14 protein-coding genes are annotated in these 14,675 nt (G+C 72.6%); 5 read left to right on the top strand and 9 right to left on the bottom strand.

The window, feature by feature from the left end:
* The first annotated feature begins 17 nt into the window (after positions 1–17).
* Positions 18–1,100, top strand: coding sequence for a GTP 3',8-cyclase MoaA (gene moaA, locus HNR14_RS00805; RefSeq protein WP_179699389.1), 1,083 nt, complete (start codon positions 18–20; stop codon positions 1,098–1,100).
* Positions 1,093–1,338, top strand: coding sequence for a MoaD/ThiS family protein (locus HNR14_RS00800; protein WP_179699388.1), 246 nt, complete (start codon positions 1,093–1,095; stop codon positions 1,336–1,338). Before moaA ends, HNR14_RS00800 begins: the two co-directional genes overlap by 8 nt.
* Before the next feature lie 11 nt (positions 1,339–1,349).
* On the opposite strand, the gene HNR14_RS00795 is transcribed toward HNR14_RS00800, so the two are convergent.
* From HNR14_RS00795 to HNR14_RS00760, 8 genes are read right to left on the bottom strand one after another with little or no spacing between them, the layout of a single operon-like run.
* Entirely contained in the window at positions 1,350–2,375 is a 1,026-nt protein-coding gene (locus HNR14_RS00795) for a sulfate/molybdate ABC transporter ATP-binding protein (protein WP_179699387.1), read from the bottom strand.
* The gene (locus HNR14_RS00790) at positions 2,372–3,202 is read right to left on the bottom strand and encodes an ABC transporter permease (RefSeq protein ID WP_179699386.1); all 831 of its coding nucleotides are present in this window, start codon (positions 3,200–3,202) and stop codon (positions 2,372–2,374) included. Before HNR14_RS00790 ends, HNR14_RS00795 begins: the two co-directional genes overlap by 4 nt.
* Positions 3,199–4,005, bottom strand: coding sequence for a molybdate ABC transporter substrate-binding protein (modA, locus tag HNR14_RS00785; protein ID WP_179699385.1), 807 nt, complete (start codon positions 4,003–4,005; stop codon positions 3,199–3,201). The genes HNR14_RS00790 and modA overlap by 4 nt, the downstream gene beginning before the upstream one ends.
* The gene (locus HNR14_RS00780; protein ID WP_179699384.1) at positions 4,002–4,406 is read right to left on the bottom strand and encodes a TOBE domain-containing protein; all 405 of its coding nucleotides are present in this window, start codon (positions 4,404–4,406) and stop codon (positions 4,002–4,004) included. The genes modA and HNR14_RS00780 overlap by 4 nt, the downstream gene beginning before the upstream one ends.
* Positions 4,407–4,446: 40 nt before the next feature.
* Positions 4,447–4,869 (bottom strand): molybdenum cofactor biosynthesis protein MoaE, encoded by a 423-nt coding sequence (locus HNR14_RS00775; protein ID WP_218874948.1) that lies wholly within the window; start codon positions 4,867–4,869, stop codon positions 4,447–4,449.
* Positions 4,866–5,924, bottom strand: coding sequence for a bifunctional molybdenum cofactor biosynthesis protein MoaC/MoaB (moaCB, locus tag HNR14_RS00770; protein WP_179699383.1), 1,059 nt, complete (start codon positions 5,922–5,924; stop codon positions 4,866–4,868). The genes HNR14_RS00775 and moaCB overlap by 4 nt, the downstream gene beginning before the upstream one ends.
* A complete protein-coding gene (locus HNR14_RS00765; protein ID WP_179699382.1) occupies positions 5,921–7,129 on the bottom strand; it encodes a molybdopterin molybdotransferase MoeA in 1,209 nt (402 codons plus the stop codon). The genes moaCB and HNR14_RS00765 overlap by 4 nt, the downstream gene beginning before the upstream one ends.
* A 49-nt stretch (positions 7,130–7,178) precedes the next feature.
* On the bottom strand, positions 7,179–8,708 hold the full coding sequence (locus HNR14_RS00760) for a molybdopterin-dependent oxidoreductase (protein ID WP_425485013.1): 1,530 nt from the start codon (positions 8,706–8,708) through the stop codon (positions 7,179–7,181).
* A gap of 73 nt (positions 8,709–8,781) precedes the next feature.
* On the opposite strand from HNR14_RS00760, the gene HNR14_RS00755 reads away from it, so the two are divergent.
* The 3 genes from HNR14_RS00755 to HNR14_RS00745 all read left to right on the top strand — a co-directional run bounded on the left by HNR14_RS00755 (position 8,782) and on the right by HNR14_RS00745 (position 13,037).
* Positions 8,782–11,352, top strand: a complete 2,571-nt coding sequence (locus HNR14_RS00755) for a DEAD/DEAH box helicase (RefSeq protein WP_179699381.1) — start codon at positions 8,782–8,784, stop codon at positions 11,350–11,352.
* Between the two features lie 132 nt (positions 11,353–11,484).
* Positions 11,485–12,699 (top strand): inorganic phosphate transporter, encoded by a 1,215-nt coding sequence (locus HNR14_RS00750; RefSeq protein ID WP_179699380.1) that lies wholly within the window; start codon positions 11,485–11,487, stop codon positions 12,697–12,699.
* On the top strand, positions 12,696–13,037 hold the full coding sequence (locus HNR14_RS00745; protein WP_179699379.1) for a peptidase: 342 nt from the start codon (positions 12,696–12,698) through the stop codon (positions 13,035–13,037). The genes HNR14_RS00750 and HNR14_RS00745 overlap by 4 nt, the downstream gene beginning before the upstream one ends.
* A 301-nt stretch (positions 13,038–13,338) precedes the next feature.
* On the opposite strand, the gene HNR14_RS00740 is transcribed toward HNR14_RS00745, so the two are convergent.
* A complete protein-coding gene (locus HNR14_RS00740; protein WP_179699378.1) occupies positions 13,339–14,616 on the bottom strand; it encodes a uracil-xanthine permease family protein in 1,278 nt (425 codons plus the stop codon).
* Positions 14,617–14,675 lie beyond the last annotated feature (59 nt).

Here is a 14,675-nt window from a genome sequence, read left to right as displayed (position 1 = left end):
CGGACTAGGGTGAGGAGATGACCGCCGTCAACCTCGGCTCGCCCGTGCGGATTCCCGTGCGCGCCGAGGGTTCCGGTGCGGCGGCGCCGAGCCTCGCCGGTCGTCCCGAGCACCCGGGGCTGGTCGACCGCTTCGGGCGGGTGGCGCGTGACCTGCGCGTCTCGGTGACCGAGAAGTGCTCGCTGCGCTGCACGTACTGCATGCCGGCCGACGGCCTGCCCGCGATCCCGCGGGAGAGCCTGCTCACGGCGACGGAGATCGCCCGGCTGGTCGGCATCGGCGTGCGCGACCTGGGGGTCCGGGAGGTGCGGTTCACCGGCGGCGAACCGCTCATGCGGGCCGACCTGACCGAGATCGTCGCGCGCTCGGCCGCGGTCGCGCCCGGCATCGACCTCAGCATCACGACGAACGGCATCGGCCTCGACCGCCGCGTGGGCGCGCTCGTCGGGGCCGGCCTCACCCGCGCGAACATCTCGCTCGACACCGTGGACAGCGCTCACTTCGCGACACTCACCCGCCGCGACCGCCTGCCCGCGGTGCTCGCCGGCATCCGGGCGGCACACGACGCCGGCCTCACGCCGCTTAAGCTGAACGCCGTCATGATGCGGGACACCCTGGCCGACGCGCCGGAGCTCCTCGCGTGGGCGCTCGAGAACGGCTGCCGCCTGCGCTTCATCGAGCAGATGCCGCTCGACGCCGACCGCTCGTGGCTGCGGGACAACATGGTGCCGGCGAGCGAGCTGCTCGAGACGCTCGGCACCCGCTTCGCGCTCACGGAGGCGGGCCGCGACGACCCCTCCGCACCGGCCGAGGATTGGCTGGTCGACGGCGGTCCGGCCACCGTCGGCATCATCGCCTCCGTCACCCGCTCGTTCTGCAGCGCCTGCGACCGCACGCGCATCACAGCGGAGGGGACGGTGCGCTCCTGTCTGTTCGGCGACGACGAGACGGATCTGCGCGGCCTCCTCCGGGGCGGCGCCGACGACACCGAGATCGCCCGCTGGTGGCGCGGTGCGATGTGGGGCAAGCAGGCGGGGCACGGGATCGACGCGGCCGGGTTCCTGCCTCCCGTCCGGAGCATGGGGGCGATCGGTGGCTGAGGTGCTGGTGCGCTATTTCGCCGCGGCGGAGGAGGCCGCGGGACGCGCGGAGGAGCGCATCCCCCTCGCCGAGCCGACGCTGGGCGCACTGCGCGACGAGCTCGTCGCCCGCTACGGCGAACCGATGCAGCGTGTGCTGCGGAGCGGCTCGTTCCTGGTGGACGGCGTGGTCGCGCGCGACGCCGGCCGTCCACTCGGCGAGCGGGTGGACGTGCTGCCTCCGTTCGCCGGCGGCTGACCCGCCTTCCGTCAGGCGGGCGCGATCGCCACGTCACCGGGCGCGACACGCAACGTGACCTGGGTCCCCGGTGCGAGACGCAGCTCGGCGACGACCGCGGCCGGGAGTAGCGCCGTGAGCCGGTCGGTGCGTACGCGCACCAGGTCGTCTCGGGGTTCGAGCGCGGTGACCCGAGCGGGGATACCGCCGGACCCGGCCGGGTGGAGGCCGACCGAGGAGGGCCGGATCACCGCCGTCACCGGTATCCCGGCGCCGATCGGCTCCAACTCCGTGCCGGCGAGCTCCAGCCCGTCGTCCGTGCGGATCCCGTGCTCGGTGCGCCGGCCGGTCAGCAGGCTGAGGCCGGCGATCTCCGCCGTGAACGGGTGGCGTGGGCGGGCGAGCACCTCCCGGGTGGGTCCCTGCTCGACCACCGTCCCCTCGTGCAGCACGGCGACGCGGTCGGCGAGCAGGTAGGCGTCGAGCACGTCGTGTGTGACCAGCACGGCGGTGCGGTCGGCCAGCACCTCGGCGAGGGTCAGCCGCAGTTCGGCGGCGACGCCGACGTCGAGGGAGGCGAGTGGCTCGTCGAGCAGCGTCAGTCGCGGTTCGGCGGCGAGCGCCCGCGCGATCGCGACCCGCTGGGCCTGGCCGCCGGAGAGCTCGGCGGGGCGCCGTTCGGCGACGGCGTCCGCCCCGGTGCGCGTCAGCCAGTCGTCGGCGCGGTCGCGGGCCGCCGCGCGGCTGAGGCCGGTCGCGTGTGCCGCGAAGGCGACGTTGCCGCGCGCGGTCAGGTGCGGGAACAGCAGCGCTTCCTGCGCGAGCAGAGCAACACCCCTGCGGTGCGGCGCGAGCCAGGTCGACGGGAGGTCGAACAGGGTCGTACCGTCGAGCGCGGCCGTGCCCTCGTCGGGGCGGACGAGGCCGGCGAGCATCCCGAGCACCGTCGATTTGCCCGCGCCGTTCGGGCCGAGCAGGGCGAGGGTCTCCCCGGAGGCGAGAGCGAGGTCCACCGCGACCCCGCGTTCGGCGAGCGACGCCGTCAGCCGCAGGCTCATGCGGTGCGCCTGCGGAGCGGTTCGCCCGCTCCGTGTGCGACGGCGACGACGGCGATCGCGACCGCGATGAGCACCAGCGAGAGTGCGACCGCCGCGTTGGGATCGGTCTCCCGTTGCAGGTAGATCTCCAGCGGTAGCGTGCGGGTGACGCCCTGCAGGCTGCCCGCGAAGGTGAGGGTGGCGCCGAACTCGCCGAGGGCGCGGGCGAACGAGAGCACGGCGCCCGAGACGATGGCGGGCACGACGAGCGGCAGGGTGACCCGGAACAGCACGGTCGACGGGCCGGCACCGAGGGTGGCGGCCACCGCCTCGTACCGATCGCCCGCCGTGCGCAGAGCGCCCTCCAGGCTCAGGACGAGGAACGGGAGGGCGACGAACGTCTGGGCGATCACGACCGCCGGGGTCGAGAACGCCACCGGGAGGGCACCGTCGAGCAGGCCGCGCCGGCCGTAGAGCGCGAGCAGCGCCAGGCCGCCGACGACCGGCGGCAGCACGAGCGGCAGCAGCACGATGGCCCGCACGAGACCGCGGCCGCGGAAGGGAACGCGCGCCAGCACCACCGCCATCGGGATGCCGAGCACGAGACAGGCGGCGGTGGCCGTGAGCGAGGTGCGCAGGCTGAGCAGGAGGGCGTCCACCGAGGAGGGAGAGCTGATCAGAGCCGGGAACTGCGCCCAGTCGACCTGCAGCACCATCGCCGCAACGGGGAGGAGGACGAACAGGGCGCCCACTGCGGCGATCACGAGGAGCCAGGCGGGGACGCCGGTGGTGGAGGGTCGGGAGGTCGCGGGCCGACGTGACGCGGACGACCGCGCGCTCGTGGTCACGGCGCGCCGAATCCCGCGGCCCGCAGCACCTTCTGACCCGTGGGGCCCGTCACGAAGGCGATGAAGGCCTTCCCGCCCGCAGCATTGGCGCCCTGCCCGACGGCGACGATCGGGTACGTGTTGACCACATCCTTCGCCTCGGGGAAGGGCACGGAGTCGACCTTGCCGCCGGCGCCCCGGACGTCTGTCGCGTAGACGATACCCGCGTCCGCCTCGCCGGATATGACCTTGCCGAGCACGTCCGTGACCGACGACTCCTGGCTGACCGGCGTGAGCGTGGTGCCGGTCGAGGCCTCCACCTTCGCCGTCGCCGCCCCGCACGGCACCTGCGGTGCGCAGACGACCGTGGCGACGCCCGGCTTCGCCAGATCGGCGAAGCTCTCGATGTGCGCGGGATTGCCGGTCGGCACGGCGATCGCGAGCACGTTCGTGGCGACGTCGACGGGGTCGCCCGCGGTGACGCCGGCCGCGACCGCCTTCTGCATGGTGGCCTCGTCCGCCGAGGCGAACACGTCGGCGGGCGCCCCGGCCGTCAGCTGGGCGACGAGGTCGGACGAGCCCGCGAAGCTGAAGGTCACGGAGCTGCCCGGGTTCGCCTTCTCGAACTGCTTGCCGAGCTCGGTGAACGTGCTCGTGAGCGACGCCGCGGCGAACACCGTGATCGTCCCCGTCGCCCCGCCGGTCGCGGACGAGGTGGGAGTGGCGGTGCCGGAGGGGGAGCCGGAGGCCGAGCAGCCCGTCACCGCGAGGAGGAGGACGGCGAGGGAGGCGGCTGCGGCGGTGAGGCGGTCGGACACGGTCATGACGGTGCTCCCGGGGTCTCGACGATGACGGTGGTGGCCTTGACGACGGCGACCGCGACGGAACCGGGCTCCAGCCCGAGCTCGCGCACGGCCTCGCTGCTCATGAGCGAGACGACGCGGTGCGGGCCGCACTGCAGCTCCACCTGCGCCATGACGCGATCGGCGACGATGTCGGTGACGATGCCCACGAATCGATTGCGGGCCGACCGGCCGACCCCGGACGGGTCGATCGGCAGCACGGCGTTCTGCTTGGCGAGCACCGCGAGCTCCAGGCCGTCGACCACCGTGCGGCCGGCGTCGTCGCGTTCGCTCGACAGCAGTCCGCCCTCGATCCAGCGGCGCACCGTGTCGTCGGAGACGCCGAGGAACAGCGCTGCGTCCTTCACCCGTATCTGCGGCATGGCAGCCATCCTAGGGTCGCATCCGCGGTTCGGGGAGGGGTCAGAGACCGACCCATTCGGACGCGCCGGTGGCGAAGTGCTGCCGCTTCCAGATCGGCACGCCGGCCTTGATCGCCTCGACGAGTTCGGCGCACGCGGCGAACGCCTCGGCCCGGTGCGGCGCCGCGACGGCCGCGACGAGCGCGAGGTCGCCGACCGTCAGCGACCCGACCCGGTGCTGCGCGGCGACGCGCAGTCCGGTGCGTGCGGCGACCTCCTCGCAGCAGGTGCGGAGGAAGTCCTCGGCGTCGGGATGCGCGCGGTAGTCGAGCGAGACCACCGCCTGGCCGCCGTCGTGGTCGCGCACGATGCCCTGGAAGGAGACCACGGCTCCCGCCTCCGCGCGCCAGACGAACTCGTCCACGACCGCGGGATCGAGCGGGTCGGTGCTGATGTCGGCGAGCACCGCGTACTCGGCCGTCAACGCTCGCCGCCGTGACGGCCGCCGCGGTCTCCATTGCGGTCGCCGCGGTCTCCGGCGTGGTCGCCGCCGGCGATCTGGTCGAGCAGATGGGGCAGCAACTCGGCGAGTACCGCGAGACCGTCGGCCACCCCGCCGCGCGACCCCGGCAGGTTCACGATGAGGGTGGCGCTTGCGACTCCCGCTCGCCCACGACCGAGGGCGGCGAGCGGTGTGCTCGCCGCGCCGCGGGCCCGGAGCGCCTCGGCGACGCCCGGCAGGTCACGGTCGAGGACGGCTGCCGTCGCCTCCGGCGTGAGGTCGTCGGTGGCGAGCCCGGTGCCGCCGGTCGTGAGCAGGACGCGGGGGCCCTCGTCGACCGCCGCGCGCACCGCGTCGCCGACCGCCCGGTCGGGCACCACACGCACGTCGGCGGGGAGCCCGCGCTCGGCGAGCCAGGCGGCGATCACGGGACCGGTGGCGTCCTCCGCCGTCCCGGCGGCCGCCCGGGTCGAGGCGACGAGCACGATCGCGGCAGGCGCCGGGGGAGCAGCCTGCGCGGGGTGGTCCGCGGCCTCCGGGGAAGGTTGGGTGCCGGCCTCCCCGTCGCGTCGCCACTCGCCGCGTTTGCCGCCGCTCTTCGCGACCACGCGGACATCCGTCAGCACCGCCGCGGGATCCACCGCCTTGACCATGTCGTGGAGGGTGAGCCCGGCCACCGCGACGGCGGTGAGCGCCTCCATCTCCACGCCCGTGCGCCCGTGCGTGCGCGCCACCGCCTCGATGGCGACGGACCCCTCCGCGCGGTCGAGCGCGAAGTCGACGCGCACCGAGGTGAGCGGGAGGGGGTGGCACAGGGGGATCAGGTCGCTGGTGCGCTTCGCGCCCGCGATCCCGGCGATGCGCGCGGTGGCGAGCACGTCGGCCTTGGGGAGATCGTCCGCGGCGATCGCCGCGACCACGGCGGGCGTGGTGCGGAGCAGGCCACGCGCGACGGCCTCCCGGTCGGTCTCGGCCTTGCCGCCCACGTCGACCATGCGGGCACGTCCGTCGGCATCCAGGTGGCTGAGCTCGGTCATAGGGTCCAGACTGTCACGTCGGCCCCCGCGGGCAGGGACTCCACCTCGGCGGGGACGTCGATGAGCACGTCGGCGCGGGCCATCGCGGCGACGAGGTGCGAACTCGGCCCGGAGACGGGCGTCACGGCATCCTCCGCCGATCGGGCCCGCAGGAACTGGCGCTTCCCCGGCACCGACCGCACAGGCTCGGCGAGCCGGGTGCTCGACGGTGCGACCGGCGGCAGTCCGGCCGCCTCGCGCAGTGGTCCCCGCAGGAACACCACGAACGACACCTGCGTGCTCACCGGGTTGCCGGGGAAGCAGAACACCGGAACGCCGTCCACCACCGCGGTCGCCTGCGGTCCGCCCGGCTGCATCGCCACCGTGGTGACGACCGCGCCGCGCGGCTCGAGCACCTCCCTGACCACCTCGTAGGCACCCTGGGAGATGCCGCCCGACGTGATGACGAGGTCACTGACCGCGACGGCCGCATCGAGGAGCCGCCCGAACGTCGCGGGATCATCGTCGCTCGCCTCCCGCGACGACACCACCGCACCGGCCTCCTCGACCAGGGCGGCCAGGGCGACGCCGTTGGCGTCGAAGATCTGGCCGAAGGCGGCCGGGCCGCCGTCGGTCACGAGCTCGGAGCCGGTGGTCAGGATGCCCACCCGCAGCCGCGACCGCACCGGCACGCTCCGCACGCCGGCGGCGGCGAGCGCGGCCAGATGGCGCGGGGCGAGCCGCGTGCCATCTGGCACCAGCACCTCGCCGCGACGCACGTCGCTGCCGCGTTCGCGCACGTACTCGCCGCGGCGACGCGGCCGGCGGATCTCGACGACGGCGCCGCGGAGGTCGTCGTCGCGGCCGAGGACGAGCTCGGTGTCCTCCACGGGGATGACCGCGTCGGCGCCGTCCGGCATCGGAGCGCCCGTCATGATGCGGATGGCGGTTCCGGCGGCGTGGGGCACCGCGACGGCGTGCCCGGCGGGGATGTCGCCGGCCACCTCGAGCGCCACCGGCGCGTGCGCGACGTCGGCCGCCCGTACGGCGAAGCCGTCCATCTGGGAGTTGCGGAACAGGGGGAGGTCGACCTCCGAGCGCACGTCGGAGGCGGTGACGCGACCGCGCGCCTCGGCCAACGGCGCCGATTCCACGGTCGGTTCGGCAGCCAGCGGGGCGAGCAGCCTCGCGACGGTCTCGGCGTGCTCGTCCACGGTCGGGCTCATGGGTCCCAGTATCGTGCCTCGCCCCGCGACCCGCGAGAGCCTCCGGGGGTCAGGCGACCGTGACGGTGATGGTGTGCAGGCCCGTCGCACCGTCGGGCACGACGTCCTGCTCCTTCGCGGTCTGCACCGTTCCCCGGGCGTCCGTTGCGCGCACCGTCAGCGTGTGGGTGCCCGGTTCGGCGGCCCACTCGTACTTCCACTGCCGCCAGGTGTCGATGGAGATGGCGTCCGCGAGCTGTGCCGGGACCCAGTCACCGTGGTCCACCCGCACCTCGACCGCGCTCACTCCGACGTGCTGCGACCAGGCGACGCCGGCCACCGCCACCGTCCCCGCCTTCACCTGGCGGCCCGCCGCCGGGACGTCGATGCGGGACGACAGCTTGACCGGGCCGCGCTCGGACCATCCCCGATCCGTCCAGTACGAGGTGACGGCGTCGAACCGGGTCACCTGCAGCTCCACCACCCACTTCGTCGCCGAAACGTAGCCGTAGAGTCCCGGCACCACCATCCGCACCGGGTAGCCGTGCTCGAGCGGCAGGGGCTGGCCGTTCATCCCGACCGCCAGGATCGCCGCACGCTCGTCGGTGAGCGCCTCGATCGGTGTGCTCGCCGTCCAGCCGTCCTGGCTGCGCGAGAGCACCATGTCGGCCCGCGCCGTCGGCTTCGCCCGGGCCAGGAGGTGCCGGATCGGGTAGCCCAGCCAGCGCGCGTTGCCGATGAGGTCGCCGCCGACCTCGTTCGAGACGCAGGTGAGCGTCGTCACGGACTCCTCGAGCGGCAGGGCGAGCAGCTGGGCGTACGACAGCTCCACCTCGTGCTCGACCATCCCCGTGATGCGCAGGCGCCAGTCCTGGGGCTGGATGCCGGGGATCTGGAGGGCGGTGTCGATCCGATAGAAGTCCGCGGCGGGCGTGACGATGGGGGAGAGGCCGGGGATGGGGAACGACGCCCCGGCCGGGATGGGCGGCGCCGTCGTCGCGGGCGTCGGCAGATGGAACGCCGCGCGGGCGGCCGCCGCGGCCCGGTAGCCCGTCGCCACGACCTGGCCGGCGACCACCGCGATCGCCCCCGCAACGGCCGTGCCCGACGCGGCCAGCACGAAACGCCGCCTGGTCACCTCTCCCTGCGGCGCGACCCTCGTCGGCTCGGTGCCGCGCAGCAGCCGGATCAGCCAGGCGAGGACGAGGACGCCCACCAGCGCGGCCAGGACCGACGGCACGGCGTCGACGATCCCCGCACCGGACCGGGTCAGCGCGGCCAGCACGCCGACGGCGCCGCCCGCCGCGATGAGCACCCGCCCGAACGGCGGACGGCGCAGCTCCAGCCAGCCGGCGAGCGCACCCCCGGCCAGCACCAGCACCGCGAGCAGCGCGATCAGGAAGGCTTTGTCGCCGGTGCCGAACACCGCGATCACGGCCTCCTTCACCCATCCAGGCGCCAGGTCGATCACCAGCGAGCCGACGACGAGCACCGGGCTGCCGTCCTGCACCACGAAGGCGCTCACCAGCTCGGCGGCCCCGACGCCGGCCACGACGCCCGCGACACCGGCCAGGGCCGCACGCGCGCGCATCGACATCATGATCGAAGCGTAGGGGCGCCGGCTGTGCGTCGGAAGAGAAGGCGGGGCGCGGCATGAGAGCCTTGGAGGCATCATGACGTCTCCTGCACCCGTCCGGCTCCTCGTCGACGACATCCCCGGCCACACCGGCCCGGGCACCGCGAGCGAGGACGCCGTCTACGAGACGTTCGTCGCCTGGGCGGAGGCCGGAGGCATCTCGCTCTACCCGGCGCAGGACGAGTCCGTCATCGAGATCGTCGCCGGCGCGAACCTCATCCTGAGCACGCCGACCGGCACCGGCAAGTCGCTCGTCGCGGTCGCCGCGCACTTCGCCGCCCTCTCCCGCGGGGAGCGCAGCTACTACACGGCGCCGATCAAGGCACTCGTCTCCGAGAAGTTCTTCGCCCTGGTCGACACCTTCGGAGCCGAGAACGTCGGAATGATGACCGGCGACTCCGCCGTGAACCCCGATGCGCCCATCATCTGCTGCACGGCCGAGATCCTCGCCAACCTCGCCCTCCGCCACGGCGAGGACACCCCGGTCGGCCAGGTCGTGATGGACGAGTTCCACTTCTACGCCGACCCCGACCGCGGCTGGGCGTGGCAGGTCCCGCTGCTGACCCTCCCGCACGCCCAGTTCGTGCTGATGTCGGCCACCCTCGGCGACGTGACGGCGCTCGCCGCGGACGTCACCCGGCGCACCGGCCGCGAGACCGCCACGGTCACGGGCGTCGAGCGCCCGGTCCCGCTGCACTACTTCTACGAGCTGTCGCCCATCCACGAGACGATCGACGACCTCCTGCACACCGGGCAGGCGCCGATCTACGTCGTCCACTTCTCCCAGCTCGCCGCGCTCGAACGCGCCCAGTCGCTCTCCAGCGCGAAGATCGCCGACCGCGAGCAGCGCGACCGCATCGCCGAGCTGATCGGCGACTTCCGCTTCACGACGGCGTTCGGCAAGACGCTCTCGCGCCTTCTCCGGCAGGGGATCGGCGTGCACCACGCGGGGATGCTGCCGAAGTACCGCCGCCTCGTCGAGCAGCTCGCCCAGCGCGGCCTGCTCCGCGTGATCTGCGGGACGGACACCCTCGGGGTCGGCATCAACGTCCCGATCCGAACCGTGTTGCTCACCGCGCTCACCAAGTTCGACGGCACGCGGATGCGGCAGCTCAACGCCCGCGAGTTCCACCAGATCGCAGGCCGGGCCGGGCGCGCCGGATACGACACGGCGGGGACCGTCGTCGCCCAGGCGCCCGAGCACGAGAGCGAGAACCTCAAGGCGATCGAGAAGGCCGGCGACGACCCGAAGAAGCGGCGCAAGATCGTCCGCAAGAAGGCGCCGGAGGGCTTCGTCTCCTGGGGCGAGCCGTCCTTCCGCAAACTGATCGACGCCGAGCCCGAGACGCTCACCTCGTCCATGCAGATCACGAGCGCCATGCTCATCAACGTGATCGGCCGCGGGGGCGACGTCTACGGCCACGTACGCGCCCTCGTCTTCGACAACCACGAGCCGTGGAAGCGGCAGCTCGCCCTCGCCCGCCGCGCGATCGAGCTGTACCGCTCGCTCCTGACCGCCGGGGTGATCGAGAACGTGGGCGGGGAGATCCGGCTCACCGTCGACCTCCAGCCCAACTTCGCCCTCAACCAGCCGCTCTCGCCGTTCGCGCTCGCCGCGTTCGAGCTGTTCGACGCGGAGTCGCCGCAGTTCGCGCTCGACATCGTCTCCGTCGTCGAGTCGACGCTCGACGACCCGCGTCCGGTGATCTCCGCCCAGCAGTTCCAGGCGCGCGGCGAGGCCGTCGCCGCCATGAAGGCCGAGGGGATCGAGTACGACGAGCGGATGGCCGCGCTCGAGGAGGTCACGCACCCGAAGCCGCACGACGAGCTGCTCCACGAGGCCTTCGCGACGTACGCCTCCAGCCAGCCGTGGGTCGCCGACTTCGAGCTGCGCCCCAAGTCGGTCGTGCGCGACCTGTACGAGCGGGCGATGACGTTCGGCGAGTTCATCGCCTTCTACAAGCTCGCGCGTTCCGAGGGCGTCGTGCTGCGGTACCTGTCCGACGCGTACCGCGCGCTGGGGCAGACGGTGCCGCTCGACCTGCGCACCGAGGACCTCCGCGACATCATCGAGTGGCTCGGCGAACTCGTCAGGCAGGTCGACTCGAGCCTGCTCGACGAGTGGGAGGAGCTCATCCACCCCGACGCCGCCCGGCACGCCGCCGAGTCGACCGAGCTCGCGCCTCCCGCGCCGCGCAACGTCACCACCAACCGGCGGGCGTTCTTCGTGCTCGTGCGCAACGAGCTGTTCCGTCGTGTGCAGCTGGCCGCCCTGGACCGGGTGCCCGAGCTCGGGACGCTCGAGGCGGAGGCTGCGGCGCTGGCCGAGTCCGCGGTGCCGTCCTTCACCGAGCAGCAGTGGGATGCGGCCCTCGAGGACTACTACGAGGAGCACGACGTGATCCTCACCGACGCCGCCGCGCGCTCGGCGACGATGATCGTCGTCGACGAGACCCCCGCCGCATCCGAGGGCGTCTGGCGGGTGCGGCAGATCCTCGCCGACCCGGCCGGCGATCACGACTGGGGCATCAGCGCGGACATCCTGCTCGAGGCGTCGGCCCGGGCGGGCGTGGCCGTGGTGCGGGTGACGGGCGTCGAGCGGCTCTAGCGATTTTGACGGCGGACCGCCGCCGTGTGAGTATCTACACGGTCGCTTGATCGCGCGCCAGGTCACTTGCATGACATCCCGGTGAACGGTTGTATCGGGGTGGATCGCATCCCCCACACGAGAAAGAATCCGGTGGACCTCACCCTCATCATCGTGCTGGTCATCGCGCTGGCCCTGTTCTTCGACTTCACGAACGGTTTCCACGACACCGCGAACGCGATGGCGACGCCCATCGCGACCGGTGCGATGAAGCCGAAGGTGGCCGTGGCTCTGGCCGCCGTCCTCAACCTGATCGGCGCTTTCCTCTCGACGGAGGTGGCGAAGACCATCTCCGGCGGCATCATCAAGGAGGGATCGGGCGGCGTGCAGATCACGCCGGAACTGATCTTCGCCGGACTGGTCGGCGCGATCGTGTGGAACATGGTCACCTGGCTGTTCGGCCTGCCGTCCTCGTCCAGCCACGCGCTGTTCGGCGGGCTCATCGGCGCGGCCATCGTCGGCGCCGGGATCGGGGCGGTCGACTTCCTCGTCGTGCTCGACAAGGTCATCCTGCCGGCGCTCATCGCGCCGGTGACGGCGGGTGTGGTTGCGTACTCCGCGACCAAGCTCGCCTACTGGATCACCCGCCGCTACGACGGTCGGCCCGACGGCCGCGGCGGCTTCCGGTACGGCCAGATCTTCTCCTCCTCGCTCGTCGCGCTGGCGCACGGCACCAACGATGCCCAGAAGACGATGGGCGTCATCACCCTCACGCTCATCGCGGCCGGCCTGCAGACCGCGGGCACCGGCCCCGAGCTGTGGGTCGTCGTCTCCTGTGCCCTGGCCATCGCGATCGGGACGTACTCGGGCGGCTGGCGCATCATCCGCACCCTCGGCCGCGGCCTCACCGAGGTCAAGCCCGCCCAGGGTTTCGCCGCCGAGACCAGCACCGCGGCGACCATCCTCGCCTCCAGCCACCTCGGCTTCGCCCTCTCGACCACGCAGGTCGCCTCCGGCTCGGTCATCGGCTCGGGCCTCGGGCGCCGCGGGTCGTCCGTGCGCTGGGGGACCGCCGGGCGCATCGCGATCGGCTGGCTCCTCACGCTTCCCGCCGCGGGCATCGTCGGCGCCGTCGCCGCCCTCATCGCCGGCCTCGGGCCCGTGGGAATCCTCATCGACACCGTGCTCGGCGTCGGCGTCGTGACCCTCATCTTCTGGCTGTCGCGCCGCAACCAGGTGCACAGCGACAACGCGGTCGAGCCCGCGCCCGTCCAGGGCCAGAGCGAGGTCGCCGCGTCGGCCAGGGCCGTGAAGATCAAGAAGGTCAAGCCGCTCAAGAAGGAGCGCACGCGCAAGGAGTCCGCATGATCGGCATCGACTGGGTCGCGTTCGTCATCGTCTTCGCCGCCGCCATCGTCGGCGCGTGCGTCGTCGTGAGCCTCTACGCCCTCGGCACGCGGCTCCTGGCCGTCGCCGGCCGCGCGCTCGTGGTCGAGCCGGTCGAGTTCACGGACGCCATCACGGTGATCACGCCGGAGGAGGCCGCCAAGGCCCAGCGGAAGGCCGCCAAAGCCCGCAAGAAGAACCCGCTGACCGCGGGGCAGAAGCGGCTGGCCCTCACCGGCGCGTACGTCTGCTTCGTCCTGACTGGCTGCGCCGTGCTCTACGGCCTGTACCTGATCATCCCCTTCTTCCACGCCTCCTGAGGCGCGCCCCGCGCGGGCCTGCGCGCCCGCCTGCGCGGCTGCGCGAGGGGTGACTTGTTGCGGGTATTCCGCGCCCGCTACCCGCAACTACTCACCCTTCGCGAGCTGCGGAGTGCGGGGATGCGCGAGGGGTGACTTGTTGCGGGTATTCCGCGCCTTTTACCCGCAACTACTCACCCTTCGCGGGACAGGAAGCAGCGGGCCTTCGCGAGGGGTGACTTGTTGCGGGTATTCCGGGTGGTTTACCCGCAACTACTCACCCCTCGCGGACAGGCGCGGACAGGCGCGGACGCGCCCGCGCTCAGTCCGTGCCGCGGAGCCGGGCGACGGTGCGCATGAGGTGGTAGACCACGATCGCGGCGATGGTGCCGAGGGCGATGCCGTTGAAGGTCAGCTGGCCGAGGTTCAGCGTGAAGTCCGCGATGCCGACGACGAGAGCGGTGGCCGCGGTGAACTGGTTGACGGGCTTCGAGAAGTCCACCTTGTTGTCGAGCCAGATCTTCACGCCGATGATGCCGATGAGGCCGTACAGGGCCGTCGTCACGCCGCCGAGCACGCCGGCCGGGATGGTGTTGATGACCGCACCGACCTTGGGGGAGAGACCGAGCAGGATCGCCACGATGCCCGCCACCCAGTACGCGGCGGTCGAGTAGACCTTGGTCGCGGCCATGACGCCGATGTTCTCGCCGTACGTCGTGGTGCCCGAACCGCCGAAGAAGCCGGCGACGGTGGTCGCGAGCCCGTCTGCGAAGAGCGCGCGGCCGGTGAGCTTGTTGACGGAGGGATCGGTCAGCTGGGCGACGCCGCGGATGTGCCCGACGTTCTCGGCGACGAGCACGAGCACGACGGGGAGGAAGGCGGGGAGGATGCCGAAGGTGGCGCCCGGGTTCTCGAACGGGTTGGCCGGGAGGGCGAAGGTGGGCAGCCCGATCCAGTCGGCCTTCGCCACCGCGGAGAAGTCGATCTCTCCCGCGATCGCGGCGAAGACGTACCCGACGGCCACGCCGACGAAGATGGAGAGGCGGCCGAGGAGGCCCTTGAACAGCACGGTGCACAGGATGACGGCGAGCAGCGTCACGAGTGCGGTCCACGGCGCCTGCACGAAGTTGTTCTTCGCCGCGGGCGCCAGGTTGAACCCGATCAGGGCCACGATCGCACCGGCCACGACGGGCGGCATGAGTGCGTCGATCCAGCCCGTGCCGGTGAGGATAACGATCCCGCCGACGATGGCGAGCAGCACACCGACGGCGACGATCCCGAACAGGGCGCTGCCCATCCCGTTGCTGGCCGTCGCAGCGGTGATCGGCGCGATGAAGGCGAACGACGAGCCCAGGTAGCTCGGGAGGCGGTTGCCGGTGATCAGCAGGAACAGGATGGTGCCGACGCCCGAGAAGAGCAGCGTCGTGCTCGGCGGGAAGTGCGTGAGCACCGGGACGAGGAAGGTCGCACCGAACATCGCGACCACGTGCTGGGCGCCGAGCCCGATGGTGCGGGGCCAGGTGAGACGCTCGCCGGGGAGCACGATCTCGTGGGCGCCGACGTTCTTCCCGTCGCCGTGCAGCGTCCAGGGCAGGGCCATGTGTGTCCTCCGATAGGTGGCTTGGAATTAGGCTGGTACACGGCGCGTCGCGCCCATCG

The sequence above is a fragment of the Leifsonia naganoensis genome (assembly GCF_013410615.1).
GTDB lineage: Bacteria > Actinomycetota > Actinomycetes > Actinomycetales > Microbacteriaceae > Leifsonia > Leifsonia aquatica.
The sequence above is the reverse complement of the archived record's forward strand: the minus strand, read 5'-3'. Positions and strand labels throughout refer to the sequence as shown.

Coding starts and splice junctions, on each gene's coding strand:
- HNR14_RS00745 (WP_179699379.1), top strand. CDS start 12,696: ATGATCGGCATCGACTGGGTCGCGTTCGTCATCGTCTTCGCCGCCGCC.
- HNR14_RS00740 (WP_179699378.1), bottom strand. CDS start 14,616: ATGGCCCTGCCCTGGACGCTGCACGGCGACGGGAAGAACGTCGGCGCC.
- modA (WP_179699385.1), bottom strand. CDS start 4,005: ATGACCGTGTCCGACCGCCTCACCGCCGCAGCCGCCTCCCTCGCCGTC.
- HNR14_RS00755 (WP_179699381.1), top strand. CDS start 8,782: ATGACGTCTCCTGCACCCGTCCGGCTCCTCGTCGACGACATCCCCGGC.
- moaA (WP_179699389.1), top strand. CDS start 18: ATGACCGCCGTCAACCTCGGCTCGCCCGTGCGGATTCCCGTGCGCGCC.
- moaCB (WP_179699383.1), bottom strand. CDS start 5,924: ATGACCGAGCTCAGCCACCTGGATGCCGACGGACGTGCCCGCATGGTC.
- HNR14_RS00765 (WP_179699382.1), bottom strand. CDS start 7,129: ATGAGCCCGACCGTGGACGAGCACGCCGAGACCGTCGCGAGGCTGCTC.
- HNR14_RS00760 (WP_425485013.1), bottom strand. CDS start 8,708: ATGATGTCGATGCGCGCGCGTGCGGCCCTGGCCGGTGTCGCGGGCGTC.
- HNR14_RS00795 (WP_179699387.1), bottom strand. CDS start 2,375: ATGAGCCTGCGGCTGACGGCGTCGCTCGCCGAACGCGGGGTCGCGGTG.
- HNR14_RS00780 (WP_179699384.1), bottom strand. CDS start 4,406: ATGCCGCAGATACGGGTGAAGGACGCAGCGCTGTTCCTCGGCGTCTCC.